The 22,286-nt window shown below is 61.2% G+C and carries 19 protein-coding genes, 1 pseudogene and 1 riboswitch; of the genes and pseudogenes, 11 read left to right on the top strand and 9 right to left on the bottom strand.

From position 1 onward, the window contains the following. Nucleotides 1-118: 118 nt before the first annotated feature. Entirely contained in the window at nucleotides 119-1,141 is a 1,023-nt protein-coding gene (gene rsgA, locus IHQ71_RS04120) for a ribosome small subunit-dependent GTPase A (protein ID WP_258160697.1), read from the bottom strand. A 202-nt stretch (nucleotides 1,142-1,343) separates the two neighbouring features. Here rsgA and metH point away from each other — a divergent pair, with 202 nt between their 5' ends. Further along, on the top strand, nucleotides 1,344-5,117 hold the full coding sequence (gene metH / locus IHQ71_RS04115) for a methionine synthase (protein ID WP_258160696.1): 3,774 nt from the start codon (nucleotides 1,344-1,346) through the stop codon (nucleotides 5,115-5,117). Here the strand turns inward: metH and IHQ71_RS04110 are convergent. After that, nucleotides 5,081-6,316: a diaminopropionate ammonia-lyase gene (locus IHQ71_RS04110; RefSeq protein ID WP_258160695.1), complete on the bottom strand. Its 1,236-nt coding sequence runs from the start codon at nucleotides 6,314-6,316 to the stop codon at nucleotides 5,081-5,083. The genes metH and IHQ71_RS04110 overlap by 37 nt on opposite strands. A 178-nt stretch (nucleotides 6,317-6,494) precedes the next feature. Here IHQ71_RS04110 and IHQ71_RS04105 point away from each other — a divergent pair, with 178 nt between their 5' ends. The 5 genes from IHQ71_RS04105 (at nucleotide 6,495) to IHQ71_RS04085 (ending at nucleotide 10,428) form a co-directional block, all read left to right on the top strand. Continuing rightward, the gene (locus IHQ71_RS04105; protein ID WP_374989999.1) at nucleotides 6,495-6,905 is read left to right on the top strand and encodes an Lrp/AsnC family transcriptional regulator; all 411 of its coding nucleotides are present in this window, start codon (nucleotides 6,495-6,497) and stop codon (nucleotides 6,903-6,905) included. Between the two features lie 82 nt (nucleotides 6,906-6,987). Then, nucleotides 6,988-7,191: riboswitch (cobalamin riboswitch) on the top strand. Between the two features lie 118 nt (nucleotides 7,192-7,309). Beyond that, entirely contained in the window at nucleotides 7,310-8,557 is a 1,248-nt protein-coding gene (locus IHQ71_RS04100; protein ID WP_258160693.1) for an aromatic ring-hydroxylating dioxygenase subunit alpha, read from the top strand. Between the two features lie 17 nt (nucleotides 8,558-8,574). Next, a complete protein-coding gene (locus IHQ71_RS04095; protein WP_258160692.1) occupies nucleotides 8,575-9,681 on the top strand; it encodes a hybrid-cluster NAD(P)-dependent oxidoreductase in 1,107 nt (368 codons plus the stop codon). Beyond that, nucleotides 9,678-9,920: a hypothetical protein gene (locus IHQ71_RS04090; RefSeq protein ID WP_258160691.1), complete on the top strand. Its 243-nt coding sequence runs from the start codon at nucleotides 9,678-9,680 to the stop codon at nucleotides 9,918-9,920. The genes IHQ71_RS04095 and IHQ71_RS04090 overlap by 4 nt, the downstream gene beginning before the upstream one ends. A gap of 91 nt (nucleotides 9,921-10,011) precedes the next feature. Then, nucleotides 10,012-10,428, top strand: coding sequence for a DUF4864 domain-containing protein (locus IHQ71_RS04085; protein WP_258160690.1), 417 nt, complete (start codon nucleotides 10,012-10,014; stop codon nucleotides 10,426-10,428). Nucleotides 10,429-10,463: 35 nt separating this feature from the next. Here IHQ71_RS04085 and IHQ71_RS04080 read toward each other — a convergent pair whose 3' ends face one another. Together IHQ71_RS04080 and IHQ71_RS04075 are read right to left on the bottom strand one after the other, a co-directional pair. Then, nucleotides 10,464-12,521, bottom strand: a complete 2,058-nt coding sequence (locus IHQ71_RS04080; RefSeq protein ID WP_258160689.1) for a sulfotransferase — start codon at nucleotides 12,519-12,521, stop codon at nucleotides 10,464-10,466. Nucleotides 12,522-12,531: 10 nt separating this feature from the next. Next, on the bottom strand, nucleotides 12,532-13,299 hold the full coding sequence (locus IHQ71_RS04075) for an FkbM family methyltransferase (RefSeq protein WP_258160688.1): 768 nt from the start codon (nucleotides 13,297-13,299) through the stop codon (nucleotides 12,532-12,534). 160 nt (nucleotides 13,300-13,459) lie between these two features. On the opposite strand from IHQ71_RS04075, the gene IHQ71_RS04070 reads away from it, so the two are divergent. Continuing rightward, nucleotides 13,460-14,389 carry a sulfotransferase domain-containing protein gene (locus tag IHQ71_RS04070; protein ID WP_258160687.1) on the top strand — a complete coding sequence of 310 codons (930 nt, stop codon included), beginning with the start codon at nucleotides 13,460-13,462 and terminating at the stop codon, nucleotides 14,387-14,389. A 23-nt stretch (nucleotides 14,390-14,412) separates the two neighbouring features. Then, nucleotides 14,413-14,547 (top strand): annotated as a pseudogene (locus tag IHQ71_RS04065) (LysR family transcriptional regulator); the annotation flags it as partial. A 9-nt stretch (nucleotides 14,548-14,556) separates the two neighbouring features. Here IHQ71_RS04065 and IHQ71_RS04060 read toward each other — a convergent pair. From IHQ71_RS04060 to IHQ71_RS04050, 3 genes are all read right to left on the bottom strand, one after another. Further along, entirely contained in the window at nucleotides 14,557-14,790 is a 234-nt protein-coding gene (locus IHQ71_RS04060; RefSeq protein WP_258160686.1) for a DUF6894 family protein, read from the bottom strand. Between the two features lie 109 nt (nucleotides 14,791-14,899). Then, a complete protein-coding gene (locus tag IHQ71_RS04055; protein WP_258160685.1) occupies nucleotides 14,900-15,151 on the bottom strand; it encodes a DUF982 domain-containing protein in 252 nt (83 codons plus the stop codon). A 73-nt stretch (nucleotides 15,152-15,224) separates the two neighbouring features. Continuing rightward, entirely contained in the window at nucleotides 15,225-17,291 is a 2,067-nt protein-coding gene (locus IHQ71_RS04050) for a DUF4189 domain-containing protein (RefSeq protein WP_258160684.1), read from the bottom strand. 395 nt (nucleotides 17,292-17,686) lie between these two features. Here IHQ71_RS04050 and IHQ71_RS04045 point away from each other — a divergent pair, with 395 nt between their 5' ends. Together IHQ71_RS04045 and IHQ71_RS04040 are read left to right on the top strand one after the other, a co-directional pair. Beyond that, nucleotides 17,687-18,280, top strand: a complete 594-nt coding sequence (locus IHQ71_RS04045) for a DNA-3-methyladenine glycosylase (protein ID WP_258160683.1) — start codon at nucleotides 17,687-17,689, stop codon at nucleotides 18,278-18,280. Between the two features lie 64 nt (nucleotides 18,281-18,344). Further along, complete coding sequence (locus IHQ71_RS04040) at nucleotides 18,345-18,944, top strand: hypothetical protein (protein WP_258160682.1); 600 nt, start codon at nucleotides 18,345-18,347, stop codon at nucleotides 18,942-18,944. On the opposite strand, the gene IHQ71_RS04035 is transcribed toward IHQ71_RS04040, so the two are convergent. Continuing rightward, nucleotides 18,945-19,385, bottom strand: coding sequence for a DUF1810 domain-containing protein (locus IHQ71_RS04035; RefSeq protein ID WP_258160681.1), 441 nt, complete (start codon nucleotides 19,383-19,385; stop codon nucleotides 18,945-18,947). Nucleotides 19,386-19,392: 7 nt separating this feature from the next. Beyond that, the gene (locus IHQ71_RS04030) at nucleotides 19,393-19,893 is read right to left on the bottom strand and encodes a BON domain-containing protein (protein ID WP_258160680.1); all 501 of its coding nucleotides are present in this window, start codon (nucleotides 19,891-19,893) and stop codon (nucleotides 19,393-19,395) included. 149 nt (nucleotides 19,894-20,042) lie between these two features. Between IHQ71_RS04030 and IHQ71_RS04025 the strand changes: the two genes are divergently transcribed. Continuing rightward, nucleotides 20,043-22,232 carry an EAL domain-containing protein gene (locus tag IHQ71_RS04025; protein WP_258160679.1) on the top strand — a complete coding sequence of 730 codons (2,190 nt, stop codon included), beginning with the start codon at nucleotides 20,043-20,045 and terminating at the stop codon, nucleotides 22,230-22,232. The last annotated feature ends 54 nt before the right edge of the window (nucleotides 22,233-22,286 follow it).

Here is a 22,286-nt window from a genome sequence, read left to right as displayed (position 1 = left end):
GGAAATGGGCCGCGTATTTGGCGACATACCACAGGCGGCGGCATTCTCGTGCGTCAAATATGGGCTTGACGGATGCTTTTTTCAATGCAGACGAAAGGCCGGGGCAAAACCGGCAAAGTCAGCGTCTGTTCTTACGGATAACCTTGTTGCCTTTTGGTCCGGTCAGCACCGGCGTCTTGTCGCGATTTTCGTCGCGCAGGGTGCGCCAGCGTTGCAGGCGTTCGGCGGACAGGGTGCCAGCGGCCACGGCAGCCTGAACGGCGCAGCCCGGTTCATGTTCGTGGGTGCAATCGCGAAACCGGCAAAGCGGCGCGAGATCGGTGATTTCTGCATAGAGCGTGTCGATGCCGTCGGTCACGTCGCTCACATAGAGCGTCCGTATCCCCGGCGTGTCGATGATCCAGCCGCCGCCGGGAAGCGCATGCAGCGACCGCGCCGTGGTGGTGTGGCGGCCTTTTGCGTCATGCGCGCGGATATCCCCGGTTTTCTGGATGCCGTCGCGCCCGGTCCCGGCGAGCGTGTTCACCAGGGTCGACTTGCCGACACCGGATGAGCCGACCAGCGCCACGGTCTGCCCAGGGCCGCACCAGGGGGCAAGTATATCGACGGCATCGGGGGACTTTGCGTTCAGGACAACGACCGGCAGATTTCGCTGCAGGGACATCGCATCCTGCTCATAGCCACGGGCGTCGTCTGATGTGTCGGCTTTGGTCAGCACGATCACCGGCGTGGTGCCTGCCTCGTTCGCCATGATCAGGTAGCGTTCGAGCCGCCCTGGGTTGAAATCGGCATTGCACGAGGTGACGATGAACAGCGTATCGACATTGGCGGCCGCCAGTTGCTGGCCGTTCCGGCCTTCGGTGCGCCGTTGCAGCAAGGTCCGGCGCTCGAGACGACGGATGAACGCGCCGGACCACGGATCGGCGAGAACCCAGTCGCCGACAGCGAATTCCGCCGTATTGGCGTTGGGAGGAAGATCGAGGTGGACCGGCCCCGAGACATCGACCGCTTCAAGGCGGGCGCGATGGACCGATGAAATGCGGCGCGGTGCAAAATCCGCCTCGCCCTCCTCGATTTGGGCGGCGAAAAAATCGGACCAGCCGAGCGATGCCAGCGGTTCAGAGCCAATGATGTTGGTCACGGATTGATCCAGAAATTCATCGTAAGCGCCATGAACGACTTCCCTCTCGTTTTATGTTGATGCGCTTGTATCGCGTGAAAGGCACGTCGTCATCGGCTTTTTGCCTGCGCTGCCCAAGCGATTCAGATATTTTCATTGCGACGTCGCATTCAATGATATAATCACATAACAATGTCTTTATGCGAATGATCGGAGAACCGAGATGCTGGATTCGCTTTTCGACGATGGGGTCGTCAGAGAAACAGTTGACGTCCGCGAGGCGCTCACGGCTGCGGCACGTGAACGGATTCTCATACTCGATGGCGCGATGGGCACACAGATCCAGGGTCTGGGCTTCGGTGAGGATCACTTCCGGGGCAATCGCTTTGGCGGCTGCGCCTGCCACCAGCAGGGCAACAACGACCTGCTGATCCTGAGCCAGCCGGCGGCGATCGAGGAAATTCATTTCCAGTATGCGATCGCCGGCGCCGATATCGTCGAGACCAATACCTTCTCCTCGACCTCGATCGCCCAGGCCGACTATGCGATGGAGGACATGATCTATGAGCTGAACCGCGATGGTGCCAGACTCGTCAAACGTGCTGTCAGGCGTGCCGAGCAGATCGATGGCAAGCGCCGCTTCGTCGCGGGCGCGCTGGGGCCGACCAACCGTACGGCGTCGATGTCACCCGACGTCAACAATCCGGGCTATCGCGCGGTGACCTTCGATGACCTGCGCATCGCTTATGGTGAGCAATTGCGCGGGCTGATCGACGGCGGCGCGGATATCATCCTGATCGAGACGATCTTTGATACGCTGAATGCCAAGGCGGCGATCTTTGCGTGCAAGGAAATCTTCGGGGAAAAGGGTATCGACCTTCCGGTGATGATCTCGGGCACGATCACCGATCTCTCCGGCCGCACGCTGTCAGGGCAGACGCCGACGGCGTTCTGGCATTCGGTTCGTCACGCCAATCCGATGACCATCGGCTTGAACTGCGCGCTCGGCGCCAATGCCATGCGGGAGCATCTGGCGGAGCTGTCCGGTGTCGCCGATGCGCTCACCTGCGCCTATCCTAATGCCGGCCTGCCTAACGCTTTCGGCCAGTATGACGAGAGCCCGGAATTCATGGCCGCGCAGATGGAGGAATTCGCCCGCGACGGCTTGGTCAATATCGTCGGCGGCTGCTGCGGCTCGACGCCGGAGCATATTCGCGCCATCGCCGAGGCCGTCGCCAAATATCCACCACGCAAGATCCCCGAACATACATCGCTGATGAAGCTCTCGGGGCTCGAGCCTTTCACGCTGACCAAGGACATTCCCTTCGTCAATGTCGGCGAGCGTACCAATGTCACGGGTTCGGCCAAGTTTCGCAAGCTGATCACATCAGGCGATTTTGCCGCCGCACTCGATGTCGCCCGCGACCAGGTCGCCAACGGCGCCCAGATCATCGACATCAACATGGACGAGGGCCTGATCGATTCCAAGCAGGCGATGGTGGAATTCCTCAACCTGATCGCCGCCGAGCCGGATATCGCGGTCGTGCCGGTGATGATCGATTCCTCGAAATGGGAGATCATCGAAGCCGGCCTCAAATGCGTGCAGGGCAAGCCGCTGGTCAATTCGATCTCGATGAAGGAAGGCGAAGAGGCGTTCCTGCATCATGCCAAGCTGGTGCGCGCCTATGGTGCTGCCGTGGTCGTCATGGCCTTCGACGAGCAGGGCCAGGCCGACACCCATGCCCGCAAGGTCGAGATCTGCACCCGCGCCTACAAGCTGCTGACCGAACAGGCCGGCTTTCCGCCCGAAGACATCATCTTCGACCCGAATATCTTCGCGGTCGCGACGGGCATCGAGGAGCACAACAATTACGGCGTCGATTTCATCGAGGCGACGAGGGACATCATCAAGACGCTGCCGCATGTGCATATCTCGGGCGGCGTCTCCAACCTGTCCTTCTCCTTCCGCGGCAACGAGCCGGTGCGCGAGGCGATGCATGCGGTGTTCCTCTATCACTGCATCCAGGCCGGGATGGACATGGGCATCGTCAATGCCGGGCAGCTCGCCGTCTACGAATCCATCGATCCAGAGCTGCGCGAGGCCTGCGAGGACGTGGTGCTCAACCGCACGCCGGAGGCCACCGAGCGGATGCTGGAAATCGCTGAGCGCTACAAGGGCACAGCCGGCAAGGAGGCCAAGGAGCGCGACCTGAAATGGCGCGACTGGCCGGTCGAGAAGAGGCTGGAGCATGCGCTGGTCAACGGCATCACCGAATTCATCAATCTCGACACCGAGGAAGCACGGCAGAATGCCGAACGCCCGCTGCATGTCATCGAAGGCCCGCTGATGGCCGGCATGAACGTGGTTGGCGACCTGTTCGGCGCGGGCAAGATGTTCCTGCCGCAGGTTGTCAAATCCGCCCGCGTCATGAAGCAGGCGGTGGCTGTGCTGCTGCCCTACATGGAGGCGGAAAAGGCGGCGAACGCGCTGAAGGGCATCCATGGCGAGCGCGAAACATCAGGCAAGATCCTGATGGCGACCGTCAAGGGCGATGTGCATGATATCGGCAAGAACATCGTCGGCGTCGTGCTGGCCTGCAACAACTACGAGATCATCGACCTCGGCGTGATGGTGCCGGCGACGAAGATCCTGGAGACGGCGAAGGCAGAGAAAGTCGATATTATCGGGCTCTCGGGCCTCATCACGCCCTCGCTTGACGAGATGGCGCATGTCGCCTCCGAGATGGAGCGCCAGGGTTTCGACATTCCGCTGCTGATCGGCGGCGCCACGACCAGCCGCGTCCACACGGCAGTCAAGATCCATCCGCGCTACGAGGCCGGGCAGACGGTGTATGTCAACGATGCCTCGCGGGCGGTGGGCGTGGTGTCGAGCCTGTTGAGTGCCCAAGCGAAGCCCGGCTATGTCGAGACGATCCGCGCCGAATACCGCAAGGTGTCCGATGCCCATCACAGGGCTGAATCGAACAAGCAACGGGTGCCGCTCGCGGCCGCGCGTGCCAATGCGCACAGAATCGATTGGGCGCGTTACACGCCGACCAAGCCATCGTTCCTTGGCACCAAGGCGTTCGACAACTGGAATCTGGCGGAGCTTGCCCGATATATCGACTGGACCCCGTTCTTCCAGACCTGGGAACTCAAGGGCCGCTATCCCGCCATCCTCGAAGACGGAAAGCAGGGGGCGGCAGCCCGGCAACTGTTCGAGGATGCGCAAGCGATGCTGGAAAAGGTCATCGACGAGAAGTGGTTCGTCCCCAAGGCCGTGATCGGGTTCTGGTCGGCCAATGCCGCGGGTGACGACATCAGGCTGTTCACCGACGAAAGCCGCTCGGACGAACTCGCGACATTCTTCACGCTGCGCCAGCAACTAACCAAACGCGACGGCAAGGCCAACGTCGCGCTGGCGGATTTCGTGGCGCCGGCTTCATCCGGCAAGCCGGACTATATCGGCGGCTTCGTGGTGACGGCAGGCATTGAGGAAGTGGCGATTGCCGAACGCTTCGAGCGCGCCAACGACGATTATTCCTCGATCATGGTCAAGGCGCTGGCCGACCGTTTCGCGGAGGCATTCGCCGAGCGCATGCACGAAGTGGTACGCAGGGAATACTGGGGTTATGGCGCGGACGAGACGTTTGCCCCCGAGGATCTGATCGGCGAGCCCTATCAGGGCATCCGTCCCGCGCCGGGCTATCCCGCGCAGCCGGACCATACCGAAAAGGCCACGCTTTTCAGCCTGCTCGATGCCGAGAAGACCGCTGGAGTGACGCTGACCGAAAGCTATGCCATGTGGCCCGGCTCTTCTGTCTCAGGCATCTATCTCAGCCATCCCGAAAGCTATTATTTCGGCGTCGCCAAGGTCGAGCGCGACCAGGTCGAGGACTATGCCGCGCGCAAATCCATGGCGGTCAACGAGGTCGAGCGCTGGCTTGGACCGGTGCTGAACTACATTCCCGCGCCGGCAGCCGAAGCGGCGGAATGATCCACGCCTAGCCCTGCCGTAACCTCCGCCGGCGATCTGCCGACCAGCATGCGGTACTTCTCCGGATCTGTCGCGCCTTCGGTATTGATGACGAAAACGCGCGATTTCGCGTTCAGCCCGAGCTTCAGCTTTATGGCCAGATCGGCGGCGGCACGAAGCAGTCCCGCAAGGCCGACGCCGCCACTCTCGCCCGCAACGATCGCCGGGTCGTTGCCGAGCGGGTTGGCGAGCCGCCGCATGATAGCAATCGCATCTTCCTCGTCGATGGTCATGAAAGCGTCGCCGACGCGGGCGAGGATGCGCCATGCGACCAGCGACGGTTCGTAGCATTCGAGCATTGCCATCACGGTCGGCTCACCGTGTGGAATCTTGACAGGGTGTCCGGCGCGCGCCGTCTCGACGATGCAGGCTGAGCGCGCCGGATCGACGACGGTCAGAATCGGGCGCTTGTCGCCGAGTGCGATGGCGAGATGACCGGCCACGGCGGCGGCGATGCCACCGACGCCGGACTGGACGAAGACATGGGTCGGCGGTTCCGGCAGCGCGCGCAGCGCCTCGCGGACGATCGCCGTATAGCCTTGCATGACAAGGCCGGGAATGCGCTCATAGCCGGGCCAGGACGTGTCGGAGACGATGGTCCAACCCTTCTCCCCGGCGATGCGTGCCGCCTCGCGCACCGAATCGTCATAGGTCCCACTGACCCGGATCATCTCCGCGCCGAAGCGGGCGATCGCCGCGACGCGCTCGTCGCTCACCCCGCCATGCACGAAGATCGCGGCGCGGGCGCCGACCAGTTGCGCGCCCTGCGCCACCGAACGGCCGTGATTGCCGTCGGTCGCGCAGGCAAAGGTCATGGTGGCGGAGATGGCTTTGACTTCAGGTGTGGAGAGTTCGGAGACATCGACCGTCCGGCCAAGCCTCCGGCCCGCCTCTTCGAGCACCAGCCGGATCACCGCATAGGAACCGCCCAAGGCCTTGAAGCTGCCGAGCCCCAGCCGTTGGCCCTCATCCTTGATGTGGATCGAGGCGATGCCGATGCTTGCAGCCAGGGCCGGCAACGAGAGCAGCGGCGTCTCGGCGTGATTGTCGCGGAAGCCGAGATAGCGTTCCACCTCCCGAGCGGAAGCGAGGCCGAGGGTTTCGGCATCCTCCGCTGTTAGCGGTTGGCGGTATTCGGGATTGGTGTTGCGCAGGAACATGATGGCCCTCATCGGTTGCTGCATGAACATTATTGCAATCGTGGTGAGATTTGCGCTCTATATTGCTCTGAGCCTTGCAAGTTTGTTTCGTTGGAGCCCGGTTTTGCGCAAGTCCGATCAGCCTGTTGCCCTCGATGAATTCGACCGGAAGATCCTCGCGATTCTGCAGGCGGATAACATGACGCCGCAGCGGACGATCGGCGAGGCAGTCAATCTATCGGCGCCGGCCGTGCAGCGCCGCATCAAACGGTTGACCGAAGCGGGCGTGATCCAGGCCAACGTCGCCGTCCTTGATCCCGAGGCCGTCGGCCAGCCGATCACCATCTTCGTCGAGGTCGAAGTGTTCAGCGAAACGGCCGAGCAGATCGAGAGCGTCAAGTGGGAATTCGCCGGAACGCCCGAAATCCAGCAATGCTATTACGTGACCGGAGAAGCCGATTTCATCCTCGTCATCGTCGTCCCCACCATGGCCGATTACGAGGCGCTCACCCGCCGGCTGTTCTTCGGCAACAAAAATGTGAAGCGATTCCGGACCTTCGTGGCGATGGACCGGGTCAAAGTCGGCCTCGCCGTACCGCTCGATCGCTGAGCTTTTCCAGAGCAAAATGATTATGTTTTCACGACGCCATCGCGATGTCGCAAATGATGACGCCATGTCGCAACGACTATGGTCTTATCAGGACACTTGAGGTGCCGATCGGGTCAAACCGGTTGGAGAATTGGGAAGCCGGTTAAATTCCGGCGCTGCCCCCGCAACGGTATTGGAACGTAAATTGTGACGGGAGTCCACTGGGCCGAATGGCCTGGGAAGGAGTCACAAAGTCCGTGAGGACAGTTCCAGAGCCCGGAAACCAGCCTCGGGATTTTGAACTCGACTGATCGCGGTGGGCGGTCAAGAGGCGGATCGCCATGCTCGCCGGATTTCCGTGCGTGCAAGCGACCTTCCCTCCATGTCCACCATGCCCAGTCCTTGGAAACCGACGAGGACCGACCATGGATATCCGTTCCGACATGCTCACGCGGCTCAGGAATCGCAAACCCGGCTACAGCCTGGACCAGCCCTTCTATATCGACCCGGATTTCCACAAGGTCGACATGGAGACCATCTGGTATCGCGACTGGCTGTTCATCGGGCACGATTGCGAAATCCCCAATCCGGGCAACTATTTCACGGTGCAGGTCGGCGACTATCCCGTCGTCATCGTGCGTGGCACCGATGGCAGGATCAACGCCTTGCACAATTCCTGCCGTCATCGCGGCTCCAGGGTGTGCAATACCGAGCGCGGCAATGCGGTCAAGCTCGTCTGCCCCTATCACCAGTGGACCTATGATCTCGACGGCTCGCTGCTCTTCGCGCGCCAAATGGGCGACGATTTCAATCCCGCCGGCTTCAGCCTGAAGCCCGTCGCCTGCGAGAGCGCCGGCGGCTATATCTTCATCTGTCTCGCCGATGAGCCGATGGATTTCGCGCCATTCAAGAAAATGATGGAGCCCTATTTCCTGCCGCACCGGCTGCGCGACGCCAAGATCGCCTATGAGAGCACGATCATCGAAAAGGGCAACTGGAAGCTAGTCTGGGAAAACAATCGCGAATGCTACCATTGCGCCGGCAACCATCCCGAACTCTGCAAGACTTTCCCCGAAGCGCCCACGGTGACCGGCGTCAATGGCGCCAAGGACGATCCGGAGATCGTCGCGCATTGGGAAAAGTGCGAGGCGATCGGCCTGCCGAGCGAGTTCATTATCGATGAGGCTGGGCAGTTCCGCACCACCCGCGTGCCGCTGCTGCGCGAGGCGATCAGCTACACGCTCTCGGGCCGCAAAGCTGTGCAGATGCGGCTCTCCGACAACGTCAACATGGACCGTATCGGCTCGCTGCTGCTCTATCACTATCCCACGACCTGGAACCACATATTGAGCGACCACGCGATCACCTTCCGTGTGATCCCGCTCAGCGCCACCGAAACCGCCGTCACCACCAAATGGCTGGTCCACAAGGATGCCGTCGAGGGCATCGACTACCGGCTCGACGAACTAATCCACGTCTGGACCGAGACCAACGACCAGGACCGCCAGATCGTCGAGGAAAATGCCCGCGGCATCCACTCGCCGGCCTATCAGCCGGGCCCCTATTCCGAGATGCACGAGGGCGGCGTGATCCAGTTCGTCGATTGGTATTCCCGCTTCATCGAAGAGCGGCTTTCCGGCGTGCGCAGGCCTGCGCTGCGAAACGTCGCCTGATCGGGGGGCGCACGACGATGAACATTATGCTGACGGGCACGACGCCCTCTGCCCTGCCGCTGGACCAGATGATGCCGTGGAACTCGGCACGCCAGATGCTGGTCTGCACCAGCGTCACGGACGAAGCACTTGACGTAAAGACCTTCACCTTCGCGGTCGAGGGTGGCGGCTGGTTCCGCTACATGCCGGGGCAGTTCATCACCGTCGAGTTGCGCGCCAAGGGTGGTGATCTCCACCGCACCTACACGGTCTCGTCCTCGCCCTCGCGGCCCTATTCGATCGCGATCACCATCAAGGCCCAGCCGGCAAGCATCGGCACGCGCTGGATGTTCGAGAATGTAACGGCGGGCAGCCGGCTTCGTGCCTATGGACCGAGCGGTCACTTCACGCTGGCCCGCAACCCGGCACGGAAATACCTCTTCATCTCGGCCGGTTCCGGCATCACGCCCATGATGTCGATGCTGCGCTGGCTCGCCGATTGCGATCCGGGTGCCGATGTTGCCTTCCTCAACTCGGCGCGACGGCCGGAAGAGATCATCTTCCGTGACGAGCTCGAAATGCTCGCCCGGCGCATGCCGAACCTGTCGCTCGGCTTCCTGCCCGAAGGCCGCTCCGCAGCCGCCCCCTGGGGCGGTCTGATGGGTCGTATCGATCGCTACAAGTTCGCCCTGCTGGTCCCGGATTTCATGGACCGAGAGATCTTCTGCTGCGGCCCCGATCCTTTCATGAAGGCGGTGAGCACCATTGCCCGGGCCGAAGGCTTCGACATGGGCCACTATCATCAGGAAAGCTTTGGCGCGACATCGATCGCCGAGAGCGTGCACAAGCAGGCTAACGAGGTCGTGGCAACGGGCAAGGTGGCGGGCCTGACGGTCAGCTTTCTTGGATCGAACGAGCAAGCCGTGTGCGAGCCCGGTCAGACCATTCTCGAAACCGCGCGGACGGCAGGCGTCCGCATCCCGGCGGCCTGTGAATCCGGCATCTGCGGCACCTGCAAGGTTCTCAAACGCGCCGGAGACGTGGACATGCGCCACAATGGCGGCATCAGCGAGCAGGAAATCGCCGGCGGCTATGTGCTCGCCTGCTGCTCGCGGCCGCTGACGCCCGTCGAGGTCGAGGCATGAGCATGAGCGACATGAGCGAAAATGCTCGCGCCATTCCGCGATCCGAAGACATCTTCCTCGCGTGGTTCTTCAGTCTGCCGGAAAGCACAGACGTAGCAGCGGCAGCCCGTGTTGAAATCGCGAGGATCGATGAGGCACCTCTGCGCACCGAGCAGATGACCCGGCTTAGAACCATGCTCGTGCAGGCAAGCTATCCCCAGCCGCCGATGTCCCGCAGCCGAAGGCGGCAACGCCATTGATGTGAACCGGCGCCCTCCCCCTCACGTACAAATGCATGTGAACGACTGAAAAGCTGCATAGACTGCGTGTTTCACTAGAGGAGGCCTTCCGATGCGTGCATTGCTTGTTGCGCTCTTGCTTCTATTCGCTGCTCTGCCTGCCATGGCAGAGGACAATATCGAAACGACCAAGGGCATCATCGAGCGTCAGATCGACGCTTTCCTCAAAGACGATGCGGAGACCGCCTATTCCTTCGCCGCACCCGGCATCAAGGCGCGATATCCTGATAAGGATGCCTTCTTCGCGATGGTGAAGAAGAGCTACCAGCCGGTCTACCATCCCGGCAACTATGCCTTCGGCCGCAACAAGACGATCGACGACGGCGCTACGATCCTGCACGAAGTGATCATATCGGGCCAGGACGGCAAGGACTGGAGAGCCTTCTACAAGATGGTTCGCCAGCCCGACGGAACGTACCTGATAGGCGGCGTGGTCATGATGCCGGAGACGGAGAGCAAGGGCATCTGAGGGGCTGCGCGCGGGAACTCATGGCAGCAGACGGGTCACTTCGGCGCCTCGAAGGCGTCTTCCAGATCGTAGCCGAATATTTCCCAGGGGCGAAACACGAGCCGCTGCTTGAGCGCCGACGGCAGCCTTCCGAATGACTGGATGTAGCTGTCGTTGGTATTTCTCACATCCTCGAACCGGCGCTGCTGCATTCCGGGCAATGAGCGCTCGCCGAGCGACGTGAACGCACCGATCCGCTCCAATTCCCGCTCCGGATCGTTACACAGATCTTCGTAGCGCACGAACAGGCAATCATCGTCGAGGTCGTTCAAAGCGGCCGCGTAGGCTGAGCACCAGTTCATGAATAGAAGCTCATTGGGGCTCGGATTCCATTTCTTCACCGACAGCACCACTGCACGGGGATCACGCACCAGGACGATGAACTTCGCGCCCGGAAAGACACTCCTGAGATAGGGCATGCGCACGATGTTGGCTGGCGTCTTTTCCAGAAGCGTGGCCGAGTCGCCGAGCGTCCAGTGATCCCACTGCAGCAGCAGCTGAGCGCGGGCCTGGGCTGCCAACGCCGGATCGACGACCGGCGAGAGCCGGCTCTGATCGAAGAAGGCGAACATGCCGGGACCGCCATAGGCCACTTCGTCGCGCATAACGTCCTGCAGGAACTGGCCCTCGTTTTCCGGCACCGGCGCACGCAGCACTCGAACGTCGAACCGCGCCTGGATCAGCGACTCCAGCAGCGTCGTGCCGCTGCGATGCACGCCGGCGATGAAGATGACGTTGTCGATCGTCGTACTCTCGCTCGGCTCGACAAGCTTGCGGCGGTCCGTAAAGCGGTCGGTACCGATGCGCGCAAATGCCGTGCGATACTGGTCAAAATCCGATTTGGCGATGCCGTCGCGCATCGCCGCGATGACCTCGGGATCGGCATTTTCGACCGCCCGGTGATATTGCTTGTCCCAGGCACGGTTGGCGCTTCCCTTGGCAAATTCCTCAAGGCTTGGGCCAGTACCCCGCCCGGCAGGAACCTCGCCTGGAGTCAGAACTTCAAGCTTCGGGGTGCTGGAGCCAGCGCCTTTGATCGCATAGGCCAGTCCTTCGCCGGCCAGCAAATCGAGCTGCCGCCGGTCCAGCACATTGAGCGCCTCGAAGAGCTGTCGCTGTCTTTCGGCATTGCCGTCATACATGCGGAATTCGTCCAGCATCGCGACCCGGCGATCCGACATCATCACCATGTTGACCTGCTTTTCAGCCCGCCGCCGCCACTTCCTCAGCCAGTCGTCGTAGCTCATGGCATCGTAGTGGACGATGGCAAACCGCTCGCCTTCGAGATTGAGAATCTCGCCGTTCACCGGCGTCGCGCGATGAAGGGTGATGTCGGAGAAGCTCTCGCCCCGCCGGAGAAAGCTCTTGCCGGAAAAGTGCCCCGCGAGCCCCTGCTGGAGGAATTTCCGTGCAAGTGGGCCGTAGACGTCCCGGATCAGAACCTGCCGATCGGGGAAGGTCGGTGGGTTCTTTGGCTTGCTCTGTTCGACTTTACCAGGCCGGAGCCTGCGCACTAGGCGGCTGAACAGTCCGCGGTTCGGCATAGGGCGAACTTGCGCAGGCTTCTCCGCCTGCTTCTGCCGGATCGGAAGACGAGCATATGTCGCTCCCCACGCCTGGTCCATATTGTCGGATGGACCGAACACTGCCTCTGCCGGCGAAATCTTCACGGACTTGAACTTGCTGTCGACCGCAGCGAGGAATTGGGCAAATGACGCCTGTTCCCCGATCGGGAACAGAAGTTCGTCCGCATCGACATGGCCAACCCAGTTGGCCGAAGAGAGATGGGCCATGGCGTGGCGGAAATTGTTCTTCTGCCTGTCTTCATGCGGCGCGGGCTTGCCATCGATCGCAGGCAATTCAACAGAGGCCAGGCATTTCACGCCTTCATCCCGCGCGAGGGCCTGCATCAGCTCCTGGTCGGGCTGGTCGAAGAACAGGAAAATCTCCGCCGCGCCCATCGCCCGATAATGGGCGACGAATGCTTCGAGAACATCGGCACGTTCGTTGACCGTCGCACAAACGCTCCAGCTGTCTTCCCGCATGGATGCCATCCGTTGCCTCTTACGATTCCAGTACGCCGAGTTCGGAGGCGCGAGACTTAAGCTCACCGACAAGCCCGGCGTCCGCAGCGCTACTCCAGTAATTGAGCCCCCTGGTCGAAAACACGAATGAATACCCAAGGGACGTGAGGAAGTCCGCGCAGTTTTTCTTGTTGTCCTCGATCAGAACGACCGGCCGGTCACGCTCCATCGTTTGTCTGGCGCCTTTCAATGCCGGCAATTCGAAGCCTTCGACATCGAGTTCGATGAGCGCCACATCCGCAACAGGCAAATCATCGATGCGGAAAACAGGTGCCATTTCATAGCTGTGGTCTGCTAAACGCACGGTGCCGTCGAAGCTCGATCCGCCACCGATAAAGCGTCCCTGCTTGTCGGTCGTCCGGATCGGCAGCAGCGACGTTGCCTCGCCAAGCCCGGCGTTGAACAGGACGACATTGTTGAGGCCGAGCCGTTCCGCATTCTTCTTTGCGAAGACGAAGTTCTCAAGGACCGGCTCGAAGGCGTAGACCGTGCCGGCAGACTTGGACAAAGTGTGCAGCATGTCACCGAAGAAGGCGCCGGCGTGGACCGCGTTGCGCCGCCCCTTCGCCTCAAGGATGTGCCTAAACGCCAAGTGGGTAAACGGCTCGTAATACCGCCCTTCCGCAAACTCTCGCACCGCGATGCGGTGCGCCGCCCGCTCGGGAAGGTAGAAATCGACCCGATAGCCGAGCGCTTCGTGATGTGCGGTCACATCGGAGAAGTCGAACGAGAACGAGCCTTTTGCCATCTTCCATTCCTTTTGCCGCAAGCATGCTCGCCTGAGCGATCGGGCGAAATAGCGGATGCGGCAAGTCTTATAGATGTGCTCCGGCCGATGTCAAACTGCTTGCTTTTACGCACAATTTCCGGATAGACACCAGCTTTCCGGCAGCTTTCGAGAATTTTCCATGGCAGGCGAGGACAAGCGTTCGAAACGCGAATTGCGCAAGGCTTCGATGAGCGCCGCCGACGGGACCCCGCGCAAGAACGACCCTGACTTCGACTACTATGGACAGGCCACGAGCGAGTTCCTGGACGGGCTGTTCGGCCGGCATGCGGATCGTTTTGCCGGACGGGAAGATGCACTGCCCAACGTATTTCTCATCGGCGCCGCGAAATGCGGCACGACAACCCTGTTTCGCACGCTGCGCGAACATAACCAAATCCACGGCAGCCAGCCGAAGGAGCCGAAATTCTTTGGCTCGCAATATTACAAAGGCTGGGACTGGTATCTTTCTCTGTTCGAAGCGGGCAAGGATCGACCCGTGCGGATGGAAGCGAGCGTGCTCTATGCCAGCGGCGATGCGCTGTTTCACGGCTCCGCGCAGATGATCCACCATTACATTCCGAACCCGAAATTCCTGTTCGTGGCGCGCGATCCGATGGCGCGGATCGTATCGCACTGGCGTCATTACAAAGGCATCCGTCCCGAGCACACGGGCGCGTTCGACGACTTCTTCGACGATGAGGCCGAGCGCCGCCGGATCTTCGAATGCTCCCTCTATTGGGAGAAACTCGCGCCATACCGCCGACTGTTCGGAGACGGCAAGATACTTTGCCTGACCTTCGAGGACATGATCGCCAATCCGCCGTTCTTTCTGAAGACGATACTCGAATTCCTCGAACTGGATTCAGACCCTTCGACGGTGGAAAAGCTGCTCGACGGCGGCAAGTTCGCCCACGCCAACGCTGCCGGCTCGGGCAAGAAATCCGATGTGCCGGAACCCCAATGGGATCCGGCGCTTCGGGAGAAGCTCAAGGCCCTGATTGCGCCGGATGCGCAAAAATTTCTGGAACATATCGGCAAGCCCTCGGACTACTGGCGCGGCATCCTGTAGCGTGTTTGCAACTGGCGATCATCCGTGTTTTACCCGAACAGTTTGAGCTGCCGCTGCACACGTGGGTCGCGATGCACGAGGACCTGAAAAGCTCGCCGCGCTGCCGCGCCACATTCGATGCGCTGGTCGAGGGACTTCTTCGCTACATCAAGGGCTGACAACTCAAACTACTTCACGATCTCCTGCAAGGCCAGGCGAAGCTCGAACAAGGGTTTGCGATCGGCGTCGTAAATCTCGACGGACATCATGTCGAGCGGCTCGCGCGGCAGGCCATCGGATGCGAGATTGGCAAGGATGCGGCGGCCCTCGAGCTTTGCCAGTTCGGTATCATCGAATTCGGCGGGAATCTGTGACTGGATCGTGCCATCGCCGGCCACCGTCGTGAAATAGAAATGCGGCATCGGAAATCTCCCTAACCCTAATGATGGTTAACCCGCAGGGTCTCGTGATCGTTCCGGCCGCCGCGCAGCTTTCCGGGCGATTGAGCAAGTAGCTCCGGACGCTGGAGCCTTACTGAACGCGAACGTTGATATGCGCCTCCAGCGCGGCATCGATGAAGGCCTGGCGTGCCTCCTCGTCAGGCTTGCGGCCTTCCAGCGCATCGAGGCACATGCCCTTGGCGCGGTGATAGGCCTTGCTCGACTGATCCGGCCACTTATAGAGCAGGCAACGCGCCGCTTCGTCGGTGCTGGTCACAATGCGCAATCCGCCGGCGGCAGCGAGTTCGAGCTGGACGGATTTCTTCCAATATTGGCCTTGCATTTTTTCCTCCCAAACGCAGCGCTTTTGCGCAACGTACGGGAGGATGTTCTTGTTCCGCGACAAAAGAACAATTCTACTGGTTCACCGCCGGCTTCGAGAGCACATCGGGCGAGCACGCTGTGAAGCGGACCGTGCAATCCGCACCCAGTTCCTCGCACTGGCGAACCGCGGCAGCCTCGGCCGATTTCCAGTCCTTGTTCACCGAGAAGCCGAAATTGTCGTTGCGCGGTCCCTCGCCTTCAATGCGGGCGACGCTGAAGCAGCTGTTCGAATAGGTCTTGAGCGCTTCGCAACCGGCTTGCGACTTGCCACGGCAGAGCGCCAGGACATTTTCGGTCGCCGATTTCTCGGCGATCTGGTTCTGCAGCGAGTAGACCGCGCCGGACCGGTCGATCGCGGTCGCACCCCAGACGGCACGTGTGCCGCTGGATGACGTGCTCGTACCCACGCTTGCGACCTGCTCTTCCAGGGTCTTCACCGTCTCGGCCAGCTTGTCTTTTTCAGCCTTCAGTGCCGAGAAGCTCTCGGTCATGGTAGAAAGCTCCTTGGCGTAAAGATCACGCTCCTGCTGAAGCCCGGCCGGCTGTTCGCCTGGCTCGGGGTTCACCGCCGGACCTGTAGTCTTCGCAGCGGTAAGCCGCTTGATTTCCTCGGCATTGGAGGAAAGCAACGCGTTGGCCGCGTCGAGGCTGGTCTTGGCCTTGGCGAGTTCCTTTTCCTTCGCGGCAAAGTCCTGTTCCCTCGCGGCGAGATCCTTGTCGGCCTTGTCGAGCTTGGTCGTCAGGTCGGTGATCTGGTCGGCCAGCGTCGAGCGTTCGAGATCGGATTCCGTTGCCTTGCCGGCGACCTGCTTCAGCGCCTCTATCTGGACATTGGCGACGGAAAGCTTGGCTTGGACATCGCGCAGCGCCTTGTCGCGATCGGCGAGGTCCTGGCTTGCCTTGTCGAGTTCCGCCCCGAGCGACTTCATCTTGGTATCGAGCGCTTCGTTGCGGGTATCCTGCTCTTCGCCGGCTGCCGCCTTCAGAGCGGCGATTTCTGTGTTCGCGGCCTTGAGATCGGTCTCGGACTTTGCCAGCGACTCGTCTTTTTGCCGGAGGTCGCTTCCGGCCGTGGTCAGTTCTTTCCGGGCCTTGTCGAGTTCGGCCGTAAGCGTCGTGATGCGGTCATTGAACACCGCCGACTGCTCCGTCGCATCAGCCTCCTGGGCGGCCCTCAGCGTTTCGATTTCGCCATTGGCTGTCGCGAGACGCTGTTCGAGGTCCTTGACGGCATTCTGCTGGTCGGCAAGCGCATTGCGTGCGGTATCGCGATCCTTGGTCAGTTGCGCGGTCTGGTCCGTCAGGCTGGCGATCTGGGGGTTGGCGATCGTATCCGTAGAAGAGCTATCCGCGCTCGACGAGGCCTCGGCAAGGCGCTTTTCGAACGCGACCTTTTCCTGATCGCGCTGCGATTCCAGCGCCCGCATTGCGGTTCGGAGGTCGCTCTCATAGGTGGAGCTCTGCCAGAAATAGGTCAGGAGCGAGCCGAGCACGAGGAAGAGCACCGCTGCGGCCGCCACGAGCCCCCAGGAACGGCCGGGCTCACCATCCTCATCCTCATCGTCGGTGCTTTCCGGCTTACTGGCAACGACATCCGGCGCACGGAACGGCAGGATGGCCTCTTCCCGGATCGCCGGCTCGAGCGAGGTCGGCGCATCGTCGGAGGCTTCGAGATCGTCGTCGTTTTCCGGCACTGGATCGACCTGCGCATCGGCCGTTTCGCGGGTCGCTAGTTGGAGCGAGGTCGGCGCATCGTCTTCGGCTTCCAGCTCATCGGCGCTTTCCGGCGCCGGGTTGACACTCGTCGCGGGCCAGCTAACCGTGGCGAAGACATTGGAGGCGGGTTGCTCGAGCGAAAGATTCATGCCGGCGGTGACGCGGCGCGCGAGATCGGCGTCCAGCACCAATACCGTGAGGTCTCCCTCGGTCTCCGCTTCGCCGGGCAGGAAGGCCGGCGACTTGCTCCAGCCGCGCTTGGTCAGGAACTTCTCGGTCGCGGTATCGCGCAACCGGAAACGTGGCTCAACGACCACCGCACCGCGCAGTACGATCGTCGCGGCATCGGAACCGGGTTCGAATTTCACCGTAACATCGGTCAACTTGACTTAACTCCGTAATCAGGGACGTTTTTACCGTGATAATTCAGCAGGGCGGCGAGATTTCGACATACTTGCGGGCGGAATAAGGCAGGCAAGCCCAAAATCGGCACCGTCTTGCGGAACATCCCGGCAAGAATGGCGTTTCCTTGATGGGACCATCCGGTCCGCACATCTGGGTATCGCCATGCTGACAGGTATACTCATCGGAGCTGGAATCATGCTGACCTACCTGGCCATCGGTGCCTTGGCGGGCCGCCGCCTCAGAAATCTAGGCCGCGAACTGGCCAAGCAGGATCAGCAGAATACCAATCCTCCCGTCAATTGAATCTGCTTGTTGCACCTGAACTTAGACTCGCGCTCTACGTTCTCGTAGTGGATTACCGCGAGGAACAGGCATGAGCGATCAGAAGACGATCGAACCACCCAACGTCGAAAAACCGGAGCGCCTGACCCGCGATTTCTTCGAACGGCCGCCGGAAGCCGTTGCACGCGATCTCATTGGGGTGACGCTACTCTACGAGGGCGTGGGCGGTACGATCGTGGAAACCGAGGCCTATCATCCCGGCGATCAGGCTTCGCATAGTTTTCGGGGCCAGACGCTGCGCAATGCCGCGATGTTCGGCCCGGCGGGGTGCATCTATGTCTACCGCATCTATGGCATGCATTGGTGTCTCAATTTCGTGTGCTTGCCCGGTTCGGCCGTGCTGATCCGCGCGTTCCAGCCCGAATTCGGCCTGCATGAAATGAGCGAGCGCCGGGGCGACATGCCACCACGCTTGCTGGCATCGGGGCCCGGACGGCTTTGCGATGCGCTTGGCATATCAGGCGCTGATGATGGGAAATCGCTCTTCGAACCACCCTTCGAATTGCATGCGAACCTTGAGCCAAGGCCCGTGGTGGTAGGGCCGCGTATCGGCATCACCAAGGCAGTGGGTGAACCGCTGCGGTTCGGTCTCGAGGGATCGCCCTTCCTGAGCAAGAAGTTCTGATTGCGGAACTCGGCTGATCACCGGCGCATTTCATGGTAGATTGAACGCAATGGAGGACGAGCCAATGAAAACGATCGCCGGACTCTTCGATCATCGTGACGACGCCATGGCCGCCATCACCGACCTTCTCGACCGGGGCGTTCCCCGTACGGATATCAGCATCCTCGCCAACAATGCAGGCGACTGGTACGCCGACGGTTCCGAGAGCGAAGCCGGCGCCGAAACCGGCGCAGGCCTCGGCGCCATTGCCGGCGGCGCAAGCGGCCTCCTCGCAGGGCTTGGGCTCTTCACGCTCCCGGGTATCGGGCCGGTCGTGGGTGCGGGTTGGCTGATGACGACGGCAGCTGGTGCCGCGACCGGTGCCATATTGGGCGGCGCCGCGGGCGGCTTCGTGGCATGGATTGCCGGCCACGGGGTGAGCGAAAGCGATGCCCATGTCTTTGCCGAAGGCTTGCGTCGCGGCGGAACGTTGGTGACGGTTCAGGTGGCTGACGATCTGGTCATCGCGACCGAGGCGATATTCCTCAAGCACAGCGTCGATGTCGCGGCACGACGCGACGCGTTGGCTGAGGAAGGCTGGGCGCGCTTCGACGATCATGCTCCACCCTATCTCGATCTGGATCGAGGTGGACCGCAAACCGCGCGACCGATCAGCCGGCTCTGATCAGGCGCTGATGTTGAGAAGCGCCAGCGTCTGCTCGTCCTTTGCGCCGCCGCAAAATTTCGACAGCGCCATATCGAAGATCTCGCCATCCCCCTGGGCGGCAAGTGCGAAGAGCGTCATCGATGAACAGAACTTCACGTCGTCGGGCGAACCGAATATCTCGTGCAGTGATGTCTCACCGCAATCGAGCACGGCGTTGATACTTTCCCTGAGCCGCACGCCGAGAACCGGATGGGCGAGGTAGGCGTGCGCCTCGTCGAGCGTATCGATGCCGAATTGCTGCGCCGTCGATGAGCGACCGAGCCCACGCAATTGCGGGAACACGAACCACATCCAGTGCGAAAGCTTCTTGCCACCGATAAGTTCGGCGAGCGCCATGTCATAGACCGGCGCCTGTGCCATCACGAAGCGGTCGAGATCGAAAGGATCGGCGTGCGACATCTGTCGTCTATTCCGTTGCGTCATATGGAATGTGGCTATCGAGGCCGGTGAGTACAAGCTTGTTGCGCACGATGCGGATGCCGGAAACGCCTTCGACGATCTGCTCGGCAACGAATTGCTCCTCGCGCGTCTCGACACTGCCGTCAAGCTGGGCGATGCCGCCATGAACGGTGACGGTGATCTGGCTCTCGTCAATCCGATCGTCGAGGGAAAGCCTGTCGGATATCTCCTCTTCCAGGGCATCGTCATCGATCGCGCCATGGGCAATGGCCCTCGATAGAGCTGGACCGCCTTCGCTCACGATGGCCGTTTGTCCCGCGATCTCCACTCCCTGATTTTCCTCGGCATCGAAATTGGCCGCAGGTTGCCCATAGGCGACGTTGCGTTTGCGACCGCGGCTGCCGTCCGCATCCGCATAAGGCCACCCTTCATCGAGGTCACGCTCCTCGTAGTCGCGATAGTCTTCCTCGCGGGCGGTTTCGCTCGTGTCCCTAGGCTCTATGGGCATTGTCGCCTCCATTGTTTGATTGATTGCTTTCACAATCAACGGGAGAGGACTTTGGTTCCGGAGAAAGGACTGAAATACGAGCGTGTTAAGGCTTCCTCAATGGATTTCCAAGAGATTGTGGGCATTGAATATCTAGCAGGGAAATTCATTTGCGCGCGGGAGTGAACCGGTTTAGCCGCCGGACCGCCATACTATCCTTGTTGCTCTCGGTCGTGATCATCGTCATGGTTGCCGGAGGCACGGTGCTGTCAGCAATCGGACAGGTTTCCAACCACGCCAACCGGCTCGATGACGAACGCTCCCGCCAGACCACGGATGGCGCTCTCAAGACGTTCGTCGCGCAACTGGGCGCTAACCTAAATGATTATGCGGCCTGGGACGATGCGACAGCCAACGCCTATGATCCCAATGGCCTTGCTTGGATGATCAGCAATTTCGGCGACATGACCGTGAACAGCGCGCTGTTCGATGTGGCCGTCGTGATCGACGCCAAGCGCAATGTGTTGATGGCCTATCAGGACGGCAAGCCGCAAACCGTGCCGATGGACCAGTTTTTCGCCCCGTCGATCTGGATCCTTTTCGACAGCGCGCTATCGCCTATCGATCCAGCGGTTCCGGAGGCGAAGGCATTCATCCGGACGAAATCGGGGATCGCGGCTGTCGGCATTGCATTGATCCGGAACAAATCCGGCACGCTCGACCAGCCCTCGGACAAGCGGCTGTTTCTCATCTTCGCCCGCCACCTCGACAACAAGGTGCAGAACCTCGCCGACACCTATGTGATCGACGGCCTGCACCTCACGACGGCATCCAGCGAGGTCGACAATTTCGTGCCCGTCTGGGACCCCTCGGGCACCGTGCTGGCCAAGCTGACCTGGCCCTCGCGGGCACCGGGCGACATCTCCTACAGCCAGGTGAGCACCAAGCTGATCGCGGCGATGAGCCTGTTCGGCTTTCTCTTGGTGGCTGTCTTCACCATAGGACTTATCGAGGCCAAGAGGCTGCGGTCCGATGAGGAAGCGGCGCGGCAGCTCTCGGTTACAGACCGGCTTAGCGGCCTTCTCAATCGCGCCGGCCTGTTTCGCGCGCTGGACGACCTCATCGATGAGGCGAGACTTGCCAAGTCCGATGTCGCGCTGCTCTATCTCGACCTGGATGGATTCAAGGAAGTCAACGATGCCTATGGCCATGGCTGCGGCGATGACCTGATCCGCAGCGTATCGGCCGGGTTCCGCTGCCTCATTCCACCGGGCGCGACGCTTGCCCGCGTCGGCGGTGACGAATTCGCCATCGCCTTCGTCATGAAGAATTGCGATCCCGCTGCCTTGAAGCTCGCCGATGTCATCCTCGCCTTCTTCGACGAGCCATTCCAGATTGGCGAAAGGATCGTGACCGTCGGCACCTCGATCGGGGTCGCCTCTTCTCAGATCGGGACGATAAACAGCGAGGAACTCGTGCGCCGCGCCGACATCGCCATGTACAAGGCGAAGGAGATGGGACGCGGACGCGCCTTCCTCTATGACGGTTCGATGGACAGCGACCGCGAAATGATCCTCGCGCTGGAAGCCGAACTCAGGGTGGCGATCGACCGCCGCCAACTCACCGTCGTCTTCCAGCCTCTCGTCAGCGCCGCGACACTCCGGGTCACATCCGTCGAAACGCTGGTGCGGTGGAGCCGGCCCGCCCGCGGACCGGTATCGCCCGACGTCTTCATTCCCGTGGCGGAAAAGACCGGGCTGATCGAGCCACTCGGCATTTTCGTGCTGGAGCAGGCCTGCGAGAAGGCGAAGCACTGGGGGGACATCGTGATCGCCGTGAACATCTCGCCGGTCCAGCTCAGGAACCCGACATTCGCCACACAAGTGGCCCGGATTCTGGACGAAGCAGGGATCGAACCCTCCCGCCTGACGCTCGAGCTCACCGAGGGCTATCTTATCCAGAACCCGCAACGTGCGAGCCAGTCGATCGACCGGCTCAAGGCGCTGGGCGTCAAGATCGCGCTCGATGATTTCGGTTCCGGCTTCTCCAGCATCGGCTATCTCCGCCAGTTCGGATTCGACCGCCTCAAGATCGACCGATCCATGGTCGCCGAGATCGATACGAGCGACGAAGCCCGCAGCATACTGCAGGCGACGACGGCGCTTGCCCGGTCGCTCGGCCTGCCTGTCACCGCCGAGGGCGTGGAACGCGAGGAGCAGGCCATGATCCTCCGACTCTGCGGCTGCGACGAATTGCAGGGCTATCTCTACGGCAAGCCGGTGCCGGCCGAAGCGCTTGCCGACATACTCGTCAACGAGGCCCGTTTCGCCACGGGTATGATGCTCCGGCAGACCGCATAGCAATTTCTTGGGAGGAGACGACTCTTGCCCAAGCCGGCCGGCAATGGCAGATTG

It is taken from the genome of Rhizobium sp. TH2, from assembly GCF_024707525.1.
In the GTDB taxonomy this organism is placed as follows: Bacteria; Pseudomonadota; Alphaproteobacteria; order Rhizobiales; family Rhizobiaceae; genus Rhizobium_E.
Note: the sequence above shows the minus strand (reverse complement) of the source record. Positions and strands in the feature narration are given on the sequence as shown.